Origin of the sequence: Campylobacter concisus (assembly GCF_902460535.1) — a bacterium.
GTDB lineage: Bacteria > Campylobacterota > Campylobacteria > Campylobacterales > Campylobacteraceae > Campylobacter_A > Campylobacter_A concisus_AS.
The window spans coordinates 199,403-215,442 of sequence record NZ_CABPTV010000004.1 but is presented as its reverse complement, the minus strand read 5'-3'; the positions used below and the strand labels follow the sequence as shown (position 1 = coordinate 215,442).

Genomic DNA, 16,040 nt, shown 5'->3' with positions numbered 1-16,040 from the left:
CCATTGAATGAATTCCAGAAAATCAAAAATAACCATACTCTTTTTATTAATTACTTTTGGAATTTCAATCTTTGTGCTTGTTATATTTTATAGAGCGAGCATCGAGCGAAAGCTTCCTAAGCTTCAAACAAGCGACGTAAATACCGCGATCCGCGGCAACATCGTCACAAAAGACGGCTTTAGCATCTCATCAAGCCAAAAACTCTACAAAGTGATGCTTGACACCAGAAACATCGACCCAAACAAAAAAGAGATGTTTATCAAGCTCTACTCGCTTTACAGCGGTGACGATCCAAATAAAGTAAGAAAGATCATAAACGGCACAAAAGGGCTTGTCACGCTCTCTTACAGCATCGACGCAAAGGGCGCTACCTATCTTCAAGAGCTTTCCAGAAAGCTAAACCGCAAGGGTATCTTAATTTCATATCTTGACCCAAAAACTGGCCTTGCATCATTTCAAGGCATGCGCGTGATGGAGAGTGGTCAAAACCGCAAATTTATGTCAAAAGACGCTCTTACACCAGCTATTGGCTACGTGAGCAAAACAGAAAGTGACGCACTTACCAAAAGTAAAGGCGTAAAAGGGCTTGAGAGATACTATGAGGACTACCTAGCTCCGATACAAAATGCCAAAATCCTTGGCCCACGCGATATCGGCAACAATATAATCCTAACTAGCGACTCAAATTTAGCAACAAGGGTCGATGGCTACAACGCAGTGCTCTCTATACCGCTAAAATTTCAGACCAAGTTAGAGCAAATTTTAGACGAAAAACGTGAATTTTTAGACGCAAAAGAGCTAATCATCTGCATAATGAATAGCAAAAATGGTGAAATTTTAGCGCTGGCTTCTAGCTCAAGATATGATCCTTCAAACATCAGAAAACAAGACTATAGCGCGCTAAATTCTACTGCAAGCGAGTATGCGTACGAGGTTGGCTCAGTTTTTAAGCCATTTATCTTCTCCATACTGCTTCAAGAAAAAAAAGTTAATCCTTTTGAGCTCGTAAACACATACAACGGCCGATATCAGCTTGGCAAAAGGATCATCAAGGATACCCACCCAGAGCCTTTTATGAGTGCTGAAGACATCATCGTGCACAGCTCAAACATCGGTATGATCCAGCTAGTAGATAGACTAAATGGCCCACAAATTTATCAGGGACTTTTAAATTTTGGCTTTTCAAGAAAGACTGGTATCGACCTGCCATACGAGCAAGTGGGTATGATGCCAACAGTTACAAAGCTAAACTCATCGACCTATAAAGCGACAGTTAGCTACGGATACGGCCTTCAAGCGACATTTATGCAGCTTTTGAAAGCTTATAACACCTTTAACAACAAAGGCATCGAGGTGACGCCGCACATGGTGGCATATCTTGAGCGAAACGGCAAGCGCTACGATCTGCCAAAAGCAGAGCCAGCTCAGGTCATCTCGCAAGAGACCGCAAAGATAATGAAGAGAATTTTGATAAAAACAGTTGAAAAAGGTACTGGCTTAAAGGCATTTACACCAGGTCTTGAGATAGGTGGAAAAACTGGCACCGCACACATCGCTTCTGGCAAAGGCGGATATAGCAACACCTATAACGGCTCGTTTTTTGGCTTCGTAAACGACACAAGAGGCAACAGCTACACCATAGGTGTTTTAGCAAGAGATCCTAAAAAGCCTTACTACTACTTTGGTGCGCAAAGTGCGTTGCCGACATTTAAAAAGGCCGTTGATCTAATGGTTGAAGATGGCTATTTATTCCCAGATCCTAATGTCATAGCTGAGTTTGAAGCTAAAAAAGATAAGCTCAAAAACGATAAAACAAAGCAAAAACCAGCGTTAGATTAAATTTAACTTCTAAGATAAAAATATTAAATTTCAAATTTAGAGTTTAAAGTAGAAATTTGGATCTAGGCAAGTGGCCTAAATCCAGAATTTATGCAAGTCCAAGTTCATTTAAGACAGAGCTTAAATTTACAGAATTATTTGTATTTTTGCCAAGGCTATTTTGCTTCTCAAGCAGCGTTTGGCTAGTAAGTGCCATGTTTAGCTCTTTGCGGTAGTCACTTAAAATTTTATCCATTATTTTAAGTAGCTCATTTTTTTGATCCTGCGTTTTGGTCGGATCATTTATGCTTAAAAGCTCAGTTAGCTCCTCTTTTTTTTGAGCTATTTTCTCTTCTATCTTATTTGAATTTAGCTCATTTATAAAGCCAGCAGCGCCAATTTCTGTAAGCCTTTTCTTAAACTGCTCAAGCTTATCTGAAACCTTTGCCTCGCTTGTGATCTTATCAAGCGTTAGACTTAAAATTTCATCAAAACTATTTTTTTTATCTTTAGCTTTGCCTGAGCCTGACTGCAACAAATAATCGATAATATCGTTATTTTGAACCTTCATACATCTCCTTTTAAATTTGAGATGCTTTTTATAAGCAAGATTTATTCCTAAAGGCTAAATTCTCTAGCGTTTTTTGACTTTTCTAGGATAAAACTAGCAAATTCATCACTAAAATTTGGACACTGAACGACTTTGTAAAAACCAAAATTTAGCTCTTTTGCAAGCTTAGCGTACTCGATAACTAGCTCAAAAATGGTCTCAGAGTTGTCTATGCAAAAAGATAGCGGATAGATAAGCGCTTTTTTATTTTCGCACTTTGCCAAAGCCTCATTTAGAGATGGCTCCAGCCATTTAACTGGGCCAAGACGTGACTGATAAGCAAGGCTTACATCTTTAAAATTTAGCCCCTGCTCTTTTAGCATTTTGCCTAAAATTTGCACATGCTCGTTTATGTGTTTTTCGTAGATATCGCCCTTTTCAATGATCTTGCGAGGTAAAGAGTGAGCTGAAAAGATGAGACTAATATCGCTTATATCGATATCTTTTACCGCTTCTCGGATGTGAGAGATAATGATCTTATTGTAAGCGTCATCATCATAAAATGGCTCGCAAAGTGAAATTTTAGCTTTAAAATTAAGCTCCTCTTTTGCCTTTTTAAAATCAGCTAAGCTCGAAGTTATCGTAGTTTGTGAGTGATGAGGATAGAGTGGCAAAAGCACTATCTCATCAAATTTTTCATACTTTTTAAGCACATCTTTTACAAATGGCGAAGTGTAGTTCATCGCAAAATCAACCGCTTCAAATTCATTTTGCAAGCTTGAAATTTTCTCACAAAGCTTAGCAGTAAGCTCGCAAAGTGGTGACTTTCCGCCTATTTGCTCGTAGTTATGTTTTGCAGTTTTTAGCCTACCTTTTGTGATCATGAAAGCTATAAATTTTCTTAAAAATTTATTTTTTATACCCAAAATATACGGGTCATTAAACATATTTGTTAAAAAAATTTCGACATCATCAAGGCTATTTGCGCCGCCCATATTTAAAAGCAAAAGAGCTTTTTTCATCAAAATAATTCTCTTATCTTTATCGCATCATCGATGTTTGAAAGTTCGCTGCTTTCGCCACTTTGGCAAAGATCGTAAAAGGCCTCGTATTGCGCTTTTAGTTCGCTATTATTTGTATCTATCTTTAAATTCATCTGTCCATTTTCGCTAACTTGATGAAGCTTATGATCTATGAGATCGCCAAAATAGACGCCATTTTTTGCATTTACCTCTATCTTAAAGCGCTCCAGTGAGCCACAAAATGAGTCGGTGATATGCACTAGAATTTGATTTTTACTCTTAAAGCTGATCGCCACGTTGTCGGCACTTTTGGCATTTGTCTTGTTCGTTTGAGTGTAGTAAAAGTCGCTGACTTCTGAATTTATGATATTTTTTGCTAGGTCGATGTCAGAAACTGAGAGTTCATTTATGATATTTCCATCGCAAAGTGGCTTAAAATGAGCGATAGAAATGCTATAAATTTCCTCTTCTTTTAAAAGTGCCTTTTTTAGCGACAAGATAGTTGGATTAAAACGCTCAGAAATGCCTGTGCAAACCCTAGTTTTGTTTGTTTTAGCGGCATATTTTATCTCTTTAAGATCTGCGATACTTTTAAAAACTGGGCGTGAGATGAGGATGTTTTGGCAGTATTTTGCGCACTGGCAAAATGCCTCAACCATCTCCTCTCTTGGTGAGCAAAGCACGACTGCTTGAGGCTGGGCAACCTCTATAAATTCTTTAAAATCAGTATAAAAATCAGCTCTGCAAAACTCATCAACATTGTCTTTGTCAAAAATGCCACAAATTTCAAACTCGTTTGAGCGTCTAAGCTCTAAATAATGTTTTTTACCTGTGCTGCAATAGCCGATAATGCCGATTTTTAGCTTCACATTCACCCTTTAAAACTTTAGAAATTTTTAATTATTTTATTTACAAATCGCTTTTAAATAGATAAAACAAGAGATAGTTTTCAAAATATCACTATTTTTTCTCTTTTTAGAATTTCGCAAACGAATTTTGGCTAAAATCAAGCAAAATTTTAAAACTAACGAGGATAAAAATGCAAAATTTAGATATAAGAAAGGCATATCTTGATTTTTTTAAATCAAAAGGTCACAAAGTCGTAGCTTCTGCACCACTCGTGCCAAACGATGCAACACTACTTTTTACAAACGCTGGCATGGTGCCATTTAAGAGCATCTTCACAGGCGAAGTGCCACGCCCAACACCACCTATTCGCACTAGCTGTCAAACCTGCATAAGAGCTGGAGGTAAGCACAATGATCTTGATAACGTCGGCTACACAGCACGTCACCACACATTTTTTGAGATGCTAGGAAATTTTAGCTTTGGCGAATACTTCAAAAAAGAGGCGATCGCCTACGCTTGGGAATTTGTCACAGAGGTGCTAAAACTGCCAAAAGATAAGCTTTATGTAACTGTTCATGAAAGCGACGATGAGGCGTTTGAAATTTGGAGCTCACACATCGCAAAAGAGAGAATTTACCGCTTTGGCGACCATGATAACTTCTGGCAGATGGGCGATACTGGACCATGCGGCCCTTGCAGTGAAATTTTTTACGATCAAGGGGCTGAACACTTTAACACACCTGAAGACTACATGGGTGGCGATGGAGATAGATTCTTAGAAATTTGGAACCTTGTTTTCATGCAGTATGAAAGAAGTGCGGACGGCAAGCTAAGCCCACTACCAAAGCCAAGCATCGATACAGGTATGGGACTTGAGCGCGTTACTGCTATCTTGCAAGGCAAATTTAGCAACTACGACAGCACACTTTTTATGCCGCTCATAAACGAAGTAGCAAAGCTTTGCGGCAAGCCATACGTCTATGAAAGTGGCGCTAGCTACCGCGTCATAAGCGACCACATCCGTTCGGTCACATTTTTGCTAGCTCAAGGCACGACATTTGATAAAGAAGGCCGTGGCTACGTGCTTCGCCGTATCTTACGCCGTGCGATCCGCCATGGATACTTGCTAGGCATAAAAGAGCCATTTATGTATAAGCTTGTCGATAAAGTTTGCGAGCTTATGGGCGGACACTACACCTATCTAAACGAGAAAAAAGCGGCTGTAAAAGAGCAGATCAAGCTTGAAGAAGAGAGATTTTTAGCGACTATCGCTAGTGGTTTGGAGCTATTTGAGAGTGAGCTTAAAAATACAAAAGAAATTTTTAGCGGAGAGGCTGCGTTTAAGCTCTATGATACATTTGGCTTCCCACTTGATCTAACGGCTGATATGCTTAGAGAAAAGGGCTTAAAAGTCGATGAGGCAAGGTTTGATGAGCTTATGAGCGAGCAAAAAGCACGCGCAAAAGCTGCTTGGAAAGGCAGTGGCGACAAGAGCGCGAAGGGCGATTTTAAAGAGCTACTTGAGAAATTTGGTGAGAATAAATTTGTAGGCTACGAAGAGCTTAAGAGTAAAAGTAAAATTCTAGCCTTGCTTGATGAAGAATTTAAAAACGTTGGTAGCTTAAATGCTGGCAAAGAGGGCTGGGTGATGTTTGACGTCACTCCATTTTACGCTCAAAGCGGCGGTCAGTGCGGCGATAGCGGTAAGATAGTAGGCAAAGCAAATGTGCTTGATACTGAGAAATTTCATGGGCTAAATTTATCTTTAGTAAAAACTAGCGCGGCACTAAAAGTTGGCGACGAAGTTGAGCTTGAAGTGGGCAGTGATAGAGCTGAGACTGCGCGACATCACAGCGCCACACACTTGCTTCACGCAGCCCTTAGAAGCGTGCTTGGCACACATATCGCTCAAGCTGGCTCAAATGTCGAGGCAGATAGGCTAAGATTTGACTTCTCTCATCCAAAGGCGCTTACTAGCGAAGAAATTTCAAAGGTCGAAAACCTTGTAAATGAGTGGATCTTAAACAGCGCAAATGCAAAAACACAGGTTATGGAGCTTGAAGAGGCTAAAAAAAGCGGAGCGATCGCGCTATTTAATGAAAAATATGCCGACAAAGTAAGAGTTGTGAGCTTTGGCGATGTCAGTAAAGAGCTTTGCGGCGGCACACACGTGAAAAATATAGATGAGATCGGATCGTTTTTCATCACAAAAGAGAGCGGTGTAAGTGCTGGTGTTAGGCGTATAGAGGCTGTTTGTTCAAGGGCTGCGCTAAATTTAGCAAGGTCGTTTAGAGCTGAGCTTGAAGAGCTAAAAGATGAGCTAAAAAGCACAGAGCCACTAAATGCCGTTAAGAAACTAAAAGGCGAGATAAAGGGCTTAAAAGATAAGCTAAAAAACGCTAAAAGCTCTGGGGAGCTAGCCTTTATAAATGTAAATGAAACTAAACTTTGTGTGGCACACATCGATGGTGGCGATATAAAAACTTTGATAGATGAGTTTAAAAATGGGCATGAAAAGGCTGCTATTTTGCTAATCCAAACAGATGAAGAGGGTAAAATTTCTCTTGCAGCTGGCGTAAAAAATGCCCCTATAAAAGCTGGTGCTTGGGTTAAATTTGCAGCGCAAATTCTAGGCGGTAATGGCGGCGGCAAAGACGACTTTGCAACAGCTGGTGGCAAAAATGCTCTAGCTATCGAAGACGCCATAAAAAGCTCACTTGAGTATGCAAGGCAAGCTTTAGAAAAATGATTCATCAAGAGATCGCTTTTTTTAAATTTGATCAACTAATCATATTCTTGCACATTAGCTTCGTAGCTCTTTTTATAGGACTACAAGCTGGTTTGGTGCTTGCTGGAAGCTATTTTATAAAAAATAAATTTGAAGATAAAGAGCGCTATCACATCTTGCTTCACATCATAAGGCGCTTTGGACTGGCCATCTTTGCGCTAGTTCTTGGCATCGCGCTAACTAGCCTGATAATGATCTTTTACTTTGATGATGGCAAAATGCAAAATCCGATGGCAAGTGCGATAATAGCGACCAAATGGGCGATAGAGCTATTTTTACTCTTGAATTTAAGCTACATCTTTTATAGATATAAAAAGGCTTTAAAAACTCTAAGATCGCACGAGATGATCGAGCTAAACGAAAGCCTAATCGTCATCATCTACTACTTCACGCCTCTAAATTTACTAGCTTCACTCGCGGCTGTCTATCTTGGCGTGAGCTATAGGGGATTTTGATGATCACTCTTGCTTCTAGCTCGCCAACAAGGGCAAATTTACTAAAAGATGCTGGGATAGAATTTAAACAAATTTCTTGCAGCTTTGATGAGAGCATGATAGCAAAGAGCCTAAAACCAGAAATTTACGTCCAAAACGTCGTAAAAGCTAAAAAAGAGCAGTTTTTAAAGGCAAATGGCAAGCTTTTAAATTTACTCTTTGCAGATAGCTGTGTGGCGTGTGGGGATAAAATTTTAGGCAAGGCAAAGGATGAAAACGAGGCACTTGCTATGCTAAATTTACAAAGTGGCAATGAGTGTAGCGTCTATACGGCGATGATATTTTTAGGCGAATTTGAGCTTATAAATGTAAGCAAGACTACATATAAATTTGCTAAATTTAGCGAGCAAGACCTAAAAAGCTACCTAGAAAGTGGCGAGTGGCAAGGCAAAGCTGGAGCCATGACGATAGAAAATTTTAATAAAAAATACATCATCTCCCAGCACGGCGAGACAAGCACGGCAATGGGGTTAAATTTAAAAATATTAAAGGCATTTTTATGAAATATATCTTGGCATTTATCTTTGTAGTTGCCATCGCACTTGGTGGAGCGTTTTTATATTTTTATTCGCAGGTGAGATTTGACGCTTATACCATCATCGACTACAAGCCAAAGCTTGCGACACAAATTTTTGATAGAAACAACGAGCTTATCGCAAATATCTTTGAAGAAAACAGAATTTACGTAAAGTATAACGACATCCCACCACGTGTCATCGAAGCGCTCGTGGCTATCGAGGATACGAGCTACTTTGAGCATGGCGGTATCAATGTTGAAGCCATGGCAAGAGCGGCGATAAAGGACATCAAAGCTAGAAAGCTAGTCGAGGGCGCATCTACGCTAACCCAGCAGCTCATAAAAAACCTAGCCCTAAGCCGCGAGAAGAAATTTACAAGAAAGATAAAAGAGGTTGTGCTTGCTATGAAGCTTGAAAGCGAGCTTAGCAAAGAGGACATCATCGAAAGATACCTAAATCACGTATATTTCGGGCATGGCTACTACGGCATCAAAACGGCTGCTGAAGGATACTTTAGAAAAGAGCTAAATGAGCTAAGCATAAAAGAGATAGCGATGCTAGTTGGCATGCCAAAAGCGCCAAGCACCTATGATCCTACAAAGCACCTCGACCTCTCTCTTAGCCGCGCAAACAGGGTTCTTGAGAGGATGTATAACATCGGCTGGATAAACGAGGATGAGTACCGAAAGGGCGTGCTTGAAGAGCCAGCAGTCTTTGACGATACGCTCACACGTAACAAAGCCCCTTACGTGGTCGATGAGATCATAAAAGAGGCTTCAAAGAAATTTGACGATATAAAAACTGGCGGTTACAAGATACAAAGCACCGTTGATCTAAACGTGCAAAAGATCGCTCAGGACGCTCTAGTCTATGGCTACAATGAAATTTTAAAAAGAGATAAAAAGGCAAATCCAGAGATGCTAAATGGCGCTATCGTCGTCACTCATCCACAAAGCGGACAAATTTTAGCTCTAATTGGCGGCATCGACTACGCAAAAAGTAGCTACAACCGCGCCACTCAGAGCAAGCGTCAGCCAGGATCAAGCTTTAAGCCATTTATCTATCAAATAGCCCTTGATAGCGGCTACTCAGTCGTCTCTCAAGTAGCTGACATCGCTAGGACATTTGATATGGGCAATGGCAAAGAATGGACGCCAAAAAACTATAGCGGCGGCTTTCAAGGCTACATCACGATAAAATCAGCCTTAACTCAGTCTCGCAACCTAGCAACCATAAATTTATTAAACGATCTTGGTCTTAGCTCAGTTCGCAAACAGCTTACGGATATGGGCTTTAACGATATCCCTGAAAATTTATCAATCGCACTTGGAAGCTTTGGAATTTCACCACTTGACTTTGCGAAATTTTACTCGATGTTTCCAAACGATGGCGAAGTGGTCGAGCCTACACTCATTAAGCACATAGAAAATAGCTTTGGCGCGTCGATGGACTATGAGCCTCAAAAGAAGCAGGTGCTAAAACCTGAGCAGGCATTTTTGATGACAACCTTGCTTCAAAACGTCGTAAATAACGGCACTGGACGCAACGCCAAGATAAACGGCGTGCAGATCGCTGGTAAAACTGGCACGACAAATAACAACATCGACGCTTGGTTTTGCGGCTACTCACCTGATATCGAGGCCATCATCTGGTACGGAAACGACGATAACAGCCCTATGAAAAAGGTCGAGGGTGGCGGCAGGACAGCTGCACCAGTCTTTAAGAAATTTATGGAGGGCTACATCAAGCTCTACCCTACCCTAAGACGTGCGTTTGAGCAGCCTGATGGCGTCTATAAAGGATACTACAACGGCGCTGATGAGTACTACACAAACGACTCGCCGTTGCCGCAAAATACGCCAACAAACGACATCATTCAAGATCAAGAAAACGATGGATTATTATTTTAGGAGATAAGATGAAAAGATTAAAAATTTTACTTTGTCTAGCGCTTGCAAGCCTTGCATACGGCGCTGATCTAAACACAGCTAGCAAGAGCGAGCTAATGAGCCTTGGACTAAACAAAAGCCAGGCGCTAAACGTCATAAAGTATAGAAAAGCTCATAAATTTACAAGTGTCGAGGAGCTTGAGAAGGTTCAAGGCATCGGCTTTAACGACATGCAAAAGGTCAAAGAAAAGCTTAGTGTAAAAGATAGCCAAAAGGCGAAAAAGGCTGAGCCTGAAAAGAAGTCAAAAAGTAAGAAGCTAAAGAGCAAGAAAAAGAAAAAATAATTCTTCTTTTATAAATTTCTAGCCATTTACATTTTAGCTCTATCATCACGCCCCTGAAAAAAGGTGGCTAGAGTGCTAAACATCAACAAAATAAGACATATAAGCTTTGTAAAATTTTTAATTTTATTTGTAGCTTATATGTTTTTCATAAACTACATATTTTTATTTAAGGGCGTATTTTTAGGGTTTTTATCGGGCGACACCTTATCTTTTTCTATACTGCTTTTTACTCTACTTAGCATATTTTTTCTTTTACTCTTTGCTGGAGTTTTTTGCATTTTGCTTGTGCCATTTTTACTAAAGCCTCTTGCTATCTTTCTCATCGCAATTAGCAGCATATCTACTTACTTTATGCAAATTTACGGCGTCATTATAGATAAAGGCATGCTATTAAACGTCTTGCACACTGACACAAGAGAGGCCTTTAGCTATTTTAATGTCAGCTTATCTCTTTGGCTTATTTTTATAACCATCCTGCCCTGCGTATATGTAGCGCTTGTAAAGATTAGCTATGGCAGTTTTAAAAATGCGCTTAGATCAAGGGTAAAAATAGCCCTTAGCACTTTGGCAAGTGCAGCTATAATCTTTACACTCATGTCTAAAATTTTTATACCATTTTTTAGAGAGCATAACGCCTCAACCATAAGCGTTTTACTCCCATACTATCCTATCTACTCTGGTATAAGATTAGAAAAGTCTTTGGCGCAAAAACCGCTCCCTTTTACCTACGTGGCAGATGACGCAACTCTTACTAACGATAAAAAGAAAATTTTAGTTTTGATAGTTGGCGAGACACAAAGGAGCAAAAACTACTCGCTAAATGGCTACGCTAAAAACGATACAAACAAATTCACCAAGCAAAAAGATGTGGTAAGTTTTACAAATTTCTACTCATGCGGGACTGCCACAGAGACTAGCGTGCCTTGCCTATTTTCAGACTTAAAGCGAGAAAATTTTAGCAACCGTGAGGCTAAGGCTCGTGAAAATTTAGTTGATATCATCAATAAACTTGGCATAAAAACATACTTTTTTGGCAATAATAGTGGCGGCTGCAAGGGCGTTTGCGACAATCTTGATCAAAACCACACTTCAGAGCACAAAGCAGAAGGTTTTGATGAAGTGATATTTGATGAGGCAAAAAAGGTCATAAAAGATGCAAACTCCACTACTTTTATCGTGCTACATTTACAAGGCTCGCATGGTCCTATCTACTACAAAGGCTATCCAAGTAAATTTAAAGAATTCACCCCAACATGCGACACTGCCGAGCTAAACAAATGCACGCCAGATGAGATAGCAAACACCTATGACAACACCATTTTATACGAGGACTATCTGCAAAGCGAGCTGATAAACACCCTTGAAGCAAAAAAAGATAAATTTGAAGTTGCCATGTTCTTTTTCTCAGATCATGGAGAGAGCCTGGGCGAAAATGGCATATATTTACACGGACTGCCTTACTCCATCGCTCCAGACGATCAAAAACACATCCCAGCCATCATCTTTTCAAGCGATAGCGAGCTTTTAAAAAGGCTAAAAACTAGAAAAGGCGAAAGTCTTTCGCATGATTTTGTCTTTAGCTCAGTGCTTGGATATTTTGGGGTAAAAACTAAGGCTTATGAGCCAGAATTTGATATTTTTAGGGAGTAAATTTAAAAGCCAGCCTAGGCAAAGCCCGAAGCTGGCGCAAGCCTAAAAGCTGATCTCTTTTATATCAGCTACTTTTAATATCTCGCTATAAATTTGACCGATGATCGCGACGCGGTTATTTCGCACTTTCTCGTTTTCAACGTTTATCATAACTTTGTCAAAAAACTCATCTATCTGCGGCTTTAGTGCAAATAGCGCTTTTAGTCTTGGCTCGTATGCTAGACCCTTATCAACCGCTTTAAATGCGTCATTTAAGGCCTTTTCAGCATCTATCTCAAAGAGGCTCTCGTTCACCTTGCTAAATTTATCATCTTTTATGATGTTTGCAAGGCGTTTAAATGTCGAGAAATTCTCTCTAAAATTTGCCTCACTTGAAATTTTAGCAAGCGCCTCTATCATCTTAGTTAGCTCCAAGATATCCTTTTCGCCGCTTTTTATGCACGCTTTTACGATAGAAGCGTTTGCGTCAAAGAAGGTATAGAGCCTATCAAGGATGAAATTTATAAGCACTTCAACGTCAAATTTCTTATAATCTTTTGCGATATCTTCTAAAATTTCTTTTACGTTAAATTTCAAATTATGCGCCAAAACGATCTTTATAACGCCATTTGCCGCGCGTCTTAGAGCGTATGGGTCCTTGGTGCCGCTTGGGATTTTGCCGATACTAAAGAGCCCCATTAGCGTATCAAGCTTATTTGAAAGCGCCACAACCGAGCTAAAGACCTTGCTTGGACACTGCGCCTCCTCGCCGTCTGGCAGATACTGCTCTTTTATGGCTAAAACGACGTTTTCATCCTCATTTTTAGCCTTTGCGTAGTAAGCACCCATGACACCTTGAAGCTCGGTAAATTCATAAACCATCTGCGTTGTAAGATCAGCCTTACTTAGCATCACAGCTCGCTCTAGCTTAGCCGCGTACTCGCCAGCTTCTTTTTTAAGTAGCTCACCATAGTTGCTAGCAAGTTTTTTAGCCACTTTTAGCTCTCTGAGCTCCTTTTCATAGATACTTCCAAGCTCTTTTAGGTAGGTTATATTTTTTAGTTTTTCTGGGCTAAATTCGGCCTTAAGGTCGCTTTGCCAAAAGAACATCGCGTCACTTAGTCTTGCTCTTAGCACCTTTTCGTTGCCTTTGATGATGAGCGAATAGTCCTTTGTGATGGCGTTACTAACGACAACAAAGCCATTTGCTAGCTTGCCATCTTTAAAGACTGGGAAGTAGCGCTGATTTTCTTTCATCGAAGTGATGATGACCTCGCTTGGCACCTCCAAAAACTCCTCTTCAAACGAGCCAAGAAGCGCTGTTGGATACTCAGTGATCGCCACTACTTCAGCTAGCAGCTCTTTATCTATCTCGATCTTTAGCCCGCTTTTTTGACTGATCTTTTCAAATTCATCAAGAATTATCTTCTCTCTCTCGTCCACTTCAAGCACGACGCCACGGCTCTTTGAGCCTTCAAAATACTCTTTTATATTTGAAATTTTTATCTTGTCGTAGCTAATGCTTCTGTGAGGATATGTAGAGTTGCCGCTCTCTACGCCAAATTTGTTAAATTTAATGACCTCATCACCCAGCAAGCACAAAAATGATCTTATCGGACGGATAAATTCAAACTCACCATTGCCCCAGCGCATAGACTTGCCAAAGCTAAGGCTCTTTAAAAACTCCTCGACCATGTCGCCCATTATCTTAGCAACTGGCTCGCCCTTTACCTCTTTTTCGTAGTAAAGCACCTCTTTGCCATCTATCTCTTTAAATTTAAGCTCGCTCTCGCTTATGCCACATTTATTTGCAAAGCTAAGTGCAGCCTTCGTAAAAGCTCCGTCTTTTAGCGCTACTTGCTTTGGCGCGCCAACAAAGCTAGCCACGCTATCTGGCTGAGCTAGTGGGAATTTCTCATGAAAAAAGACCAAACGGCGCGGCGTGTAGTAAAATTTAAACTCGCTTTTGATGTTATATTTTTCAAGCACAGCCTGCCATTTAGCGTTGATGTTTGGCAGCTCTCTTAAAAATGGTATCGCTGGGAGCTCCTCGACTCCGATCTCTAGTAACAACTCTTTCATATCTCACTCTTTTTATTAAAATTTTCTCTTTTTTCTCTTATCATCTCTCTTGCTCTCTCCTTCTCTTGCGCCTGCAAAATGACGCCTCTTATCATAAATATCACAAACAAAACAAACGCTGCGATCATAAAAATATCTAAAATTTGCACCATCTACTCCACAACGATCTCTTTTTCGTTTTTATAAATTTTCACCCTCGCCCGCTCAAAGCTATACTCGCCATCTTTTAGCCTTTTTTTGCTATAAACTCTGATCTTGCCATGCGGTGTATGCAAGTAGCCACTCTCTAGCCTGCCTGAAATTTTAGCGATCACATCGCCGCTTCTTGCAATGCTTAGCTTTGAGCTATCAAGCAAATTTTCGCTCACATCTTTTGTGCCATGCTCATTTATGATCTCATAAGAGCTTACTTCAAGCGCCTCTTTGTAAAATTTCACTCGCCTGATCAAAATGTCAAGCTCATCGCCCACGCCGACGCTATTTTTAGGATCATATACGTAAATTCCTCGGCGATTTTTTGAGATGATAAAGCCATGCTTATCTTTTAAGATGACAACGGCTCGCTCCACAAGTGCTGGCACATCCTCAGGATGCTCAAAAAGCGTCTCTATGTCAGCTTTTTTATAGTTTTGATCCTCTACTTTTTTAGCTTCTTTTTTTAAATTTTCATTTGATTTAGCAGGACTTGGTTTGGTTGAGATTTTAAATTTAAGCGCAAAGTGGTCTGAGTAAAGATCGCTCTTTGCAAAGCCATGCTCATCAAGCACAAAGCTTGGCTTAAAGACCTCAAAACTGCCATCAACATAGCTTAGATCGCCATTTGCCATAAAGCTAGGCGAGAGCAAAACGTGATCAATGGCACGCTTTTTGCCATGGACTGCGTGAGAGTATCTATCTTTTGGGGCTAAAAAGCTATAAAGATCGTAAAATCCACGAGTTGCGATGATATCGTTTAAGATGGATTTTTGCCCATAAGGTGAGTTAAAATCGCCCAAAACTATGGCATTTTGATCGTTACCAAGAGCTGCTCTTAGAGTTCTTTCGGCCTTTTTTTGCATATTTATGCCATTTTTATAAGCTGGGAAGTGATTAACAAAAACGCTAAATTTCTTACCCTCCACCTCGAAAATGACCTTTAAAATATTTCTAGTTTTTACATTTGGCACTTCAAAAATTTCACTACCACTTGGCTTTATTTTTGACACAAGAGCCAGCCCAACTGGAGAGTTTTTTGCCTTGCTAAAGGCTATAAATTTATACTCGCTGCCATCAACTAAAGCCTTTAAAACCTGCTCGTTTTCTACCTCTTGAAGTGCGATGATGTCGGTATTTATAGCGTCTATGACCTGTTTTGTTCTTTTTAGTTTTGAGCTAGCCGCCTCGCAGTCCCACTTTGAAGTGCTAGATTTAAAGTCAGGATATTCGCTGCCATCGTCCTTGCAGTCAAATAAATTTTGCACATTATAAGTTGCGATGCTTATCTCGCTAGCAAATGCCATAAAAACGGCAAAAACTAATGCAAAGAGCGCTCTCAAACCTCGCTCCTAAAGTCAAATTTAGAGATGTTTTGCCTGATCGCCTCATACGCGATGATGCCAGCACTCATGGCTAAATTTAAGCTCCTGCCCTCTTTTCCCATCGGGATTGTTATGGCATTTTTAAAATTTATATCCATAAATTCTCTTGGCAGTCCCGTGCTCTCTCCGCCAAAAAATATAAAATCTCCTGGCTCAAATTTAGCGTCGTAGTAAAGCCTATTTGTCTTAGTCGTAGCAAAGAAAAATCGCTCTTTGTGGCTTAAATTTGCCTGTAAAAACTCATCTAGGCTCCCCCAAATTTTTGGATCTAAAATTTTCCAATAATCAAGCCCAGCACGTCTAACAGCCTTTTCGCTCAGGTCAAACACGGTTGGCTTAACGATGTGAAGTTTTAAATTTGCATTTACGCACATTCTGCCGATAGCTCCGGTGTTTTGCGGTATCTGAGGATGGACTAGGACTATGTTAAACATAAATTTATTTTTGCCTTAAAAAGTGTTATAAACTGCTTTATTCTA

The 16,040-nt window shown here is 40.1% G+C and carries 14 protein-coding genes; 7 read left to right on the top strand and 7 right to left on the bottom strand.

Translation table 11 applies throughout. From position 1 onward, the window contains the following. The first annotated feature begins 7 nt into the window (after nucleotides 1–7). Nucleotides 8–1,840: a peptidoglycan D,D-transpeptidase FtsI family protein gene (locus tag FZ945_RS04925; protein ID WP_148802938.1), complete on the top strand. Its 1,833-nt coding sequence runs from the start codon at nucleotides 8–10 to the stop codon at nucleotides 1,838–1,840. Between the two features lie 88 nt (nucleotides 1,841–1,928). Here the strand turns inward: FZ945_RS04925 and FZ945_RS04920 are convergent, their stop codons facing one another. Genes FZ945_RS04920 through FZ945_RS04910 form a run of 3 tightly spaced genes read right to left on the bottom strand, consistent with a single transcriptional unit; the run spans nucleotide 1,929 to nucleotide 4,260 of the window. Then, entirely contained in the window at nucleotides 1,929–2,390 is a 462-nt protein-coding gene (locus tag FZ945_RS04920) for a response regulator (RefSeq protein WP_103558542.1), read from the bottom strand. A 47-nt stretch (nucleotides 2,391–2,437) separates the two neighbouring features. Beyond that, complete coding sequence (gene hemH, locus FZ945_RS04915; protein ID WP_148802936.1) at nucleotides 2,438–3,391, bottom strand: ferrochelatase; 954 nt, start codon at nucleotides 3,389–3,391, stop codon at nucleotides 2,438–2,440. Continuing rightward, nucleotides 3,391–4,260: a Gfo/Idh/MocA family protein gene (locus FZ945_RS04910; protein WP_009294081.1), complete on the bottom strand. Its 870-nt coding sequence runs from the start codon at nucleotides 4,258–4,260 to the stop codon at nucleotides 3,391–3,393. The genes hemH and FZ945_RS04910 overlap by 1 nt, the downstream gene beginning before the upstream one ends. Before the next feature lie 170 nt (nucleotides 4,261–4,430). Between FZ945_RS04910 and alaS the strand changes: the two genes are divergently transcribed. The 6 genes from alaS (at nucleotide 4,431) to FZ945_RS04880 (ending at nucleotide 11,923) form a co-directional block, all read left to right on the top strand. Then, the gene (gene alaS, locus FZ945_RS04905) at nucleotides 4,431–6,989 is read left to right on the top strand and encodes an alanine--tRNA ligase (protein ID WP_148802934.1); all 2,559 of its coding nucleotides are present in this window, start codon (nucleotides 4,431–4,433) and stop codon (nucleotides 6,987–6,989) included. Then, complete coding sequence (locus FZ945_RS04900) at nucleotides 6,986–7,483, top strand: 3-isopropylmalate dehydratase (RefSeq protein WP_148802932.1); 498 nt, start codon at nucleotides 6,986–6,988, stop codon at nucleotides 7,481–7,483. The genes alaS and FZ945_RS04900 overlap by 4 nt, the downstream gene beginning before the upstream one ends. Next, a complete protein-coding gene (gene maf / locus FZ945_RS04895; protein WP_148802930.1) occupies nucleotides 7,483–8,025 on the top strand; it encodes a septum formation inhibitor Maf in 543 nt (180 codons plus the stop codon). Before FZ945_RS04900 ends, maf begins: the two co-directional genes overlap by 1 nt. Next, a complete protein-coding gene (locus FZ945_RS04890) occupies nucleotides 8,022–9,950 on the top strand; it encodes a transglycosylase domain-containing protein (protein ID WP_148802928.1) in 1,929 nt (642 codons plus the stop codon). The genes maf and FZ945_RS04890 overlap by 4 nt, the downstream gene beginning before the upstream one ends. 8 nt (nucleotides 9,951–9,958) lie before the next feature. Then, nucleotides 9,959–10,273 carry a helix-hairpin-helix domain-containing protein gene (locus tag FZ945_RS04885; RefSeq protein ID WP_103590580.1) on the top strand — a complete coding sequence of 105 codons (315 nt, stop codon included), beginning with the start codon at nucleotides 9,959–9,961 and terminating at the stop codon, nucleotides 10,271–10,273. 72 nt (nucleotides 10,274–10,345) lie between these two features. Beyond that, the gene (locus FZ945_RS04880; protein ID WP_148802926.1) at nucleotides 10,346–11,923 is read left to right on the top strand and encodes a phosphoethanolamine transferase; all 1,578 of its coding nucleotides are present in this window, start codon (nucleotides 10,346–10,348) and stop codon (nucleotides 11,921–11,923) included. Nucleotides 11,924–11,965: 42 nt separating this feature from the next. Here FZ945_RS04880 and glyS read toward each other — a convergent pair whose 3' ends face one another. From glyS to FZ945_RS04865, 4 genes are read right to left on the bottom strand one after another with little or no spacing between them, the layout of a single operon-like run. Then, nucleotides 11,966–13,984 (bottom strand): glycine--tRNA ligase subunit beta, encoded by a 2,019-nt coding sequence (glyS, locus tag FZ945_RS04875; RefSeq protein ID WP_148802924.1) that lies wholly within the window; start codon nucleotides 13,982–13,984, stop codon nucleotides 11,966–11,968. After that, nucleotides 13,981–14,133 (bottom strand): hypothetical protein, encoded by a 153-nt coding sequence (locus FZ945_RS09775; protein WP_162141601.1) that lies wholly within the window; start codon nucleotides 14,131–14,133, stop codon nucleotides 13,981–13,983. The genes glyS and FZ945_RS09775 overlap by 4 nt, the downstream gene beginning before the upstream one ends. Nucleotides 14,134–14,136: 3 nt before the next feature. Beyond that, on the bottom strand, nucleotides 14,137–15,519 hold the full coding sequence (locus tag FZ945_RS04870) for an endonuclease/exonuclease/phosphatase family protein (protein ID WP_148802922.1): 1,383 nt from the start codon (nucleotides 15,517–15,519) through the stop codon (nucleotides 14,137–14,139). Further along, a complete protein-coding gene (locus FZ945_RS04865) occupies nucleotides 15,516–15,995 on the bottom strand; it encodes a tRNA (cytidine(34)-2'-O)-methyltransferase (protein ID WP_148802920.1) in 480 nt (159 codons plus the stop codon). Before FZ945_RS04865 ends, FZ945_RS04870 begins: the two co-directional genes overlap by 4 nt. Between the last annotated feature and the right edge of the window lie 45 nt (nucleotides 15,996–16,040).

Coding starts and splice junctions, on each gene's coding strand:
- FZ945_RS04925 (WP_148802938.1), top strand. CDS start 8: ATGAATTCCAGAAAATCAAAAATAACCATACTCTTTTTATTAATTACT.
- FZ945_RS04920 (WP_103558542.1), bottom strand. CDS start 2,390: ATGAAGGTTCAAAATAACGATATTATCGATTATTTGTTGCAGTCAGGC.
- hemH (WP_148802936.1), bottom strand. CDS start 3,391: ATGAAAAAAGCTCTTTTGCTTTTAAATATGGGCGGCGCAAATAGCCTT.
- alaS (WP_148802934.1), top strand. CDS start 4,431: ATGCAAAATTTAGATATAAGAAAGGCATATCTTGATTTTTTTAAATCA.
- FZ945_RS04900 (WP_148802932.1), top strand. CDS start 6,986: ATGATTCATCAAGAGATCGCTTTTTTTAAATTTGATCAACTAATCATA.
- maf (WP_148802930.1), top strand. CDS start 7,483: ATGATCACTCTTGCTTCTAGCTCGCCAACAAGGGCAAATTTACTAAAA.
- FZ945_RS04890 (WP_148802928.1), top strand. CDS start 8,022: ATGAAATATATCTTGGCATTTATCTTTGTAGTTGCCATCGCACTTGGT.
- FZ945_RS04885 (WP_103590580.1), top strand. CDS start 9,959: ATGAAAAGATTAAAAATTTTACTTTGTCTAGCGCTTGCAAGCCTTGCA.
- glyS (WP_148802924.1), bottom strand. CDS start 13,984: ATGAAAGAGTTGTTACTAGAGATCGGAGTCGAGGAGCTCCCAGCGATA.
- FZ945_RS04865 (WP_148802920.1), bottom strand. CDS start 15,995: ATGTTTAACATAGTCCTAGTCCATCCTCAGATACCGCAAAACACCGGA.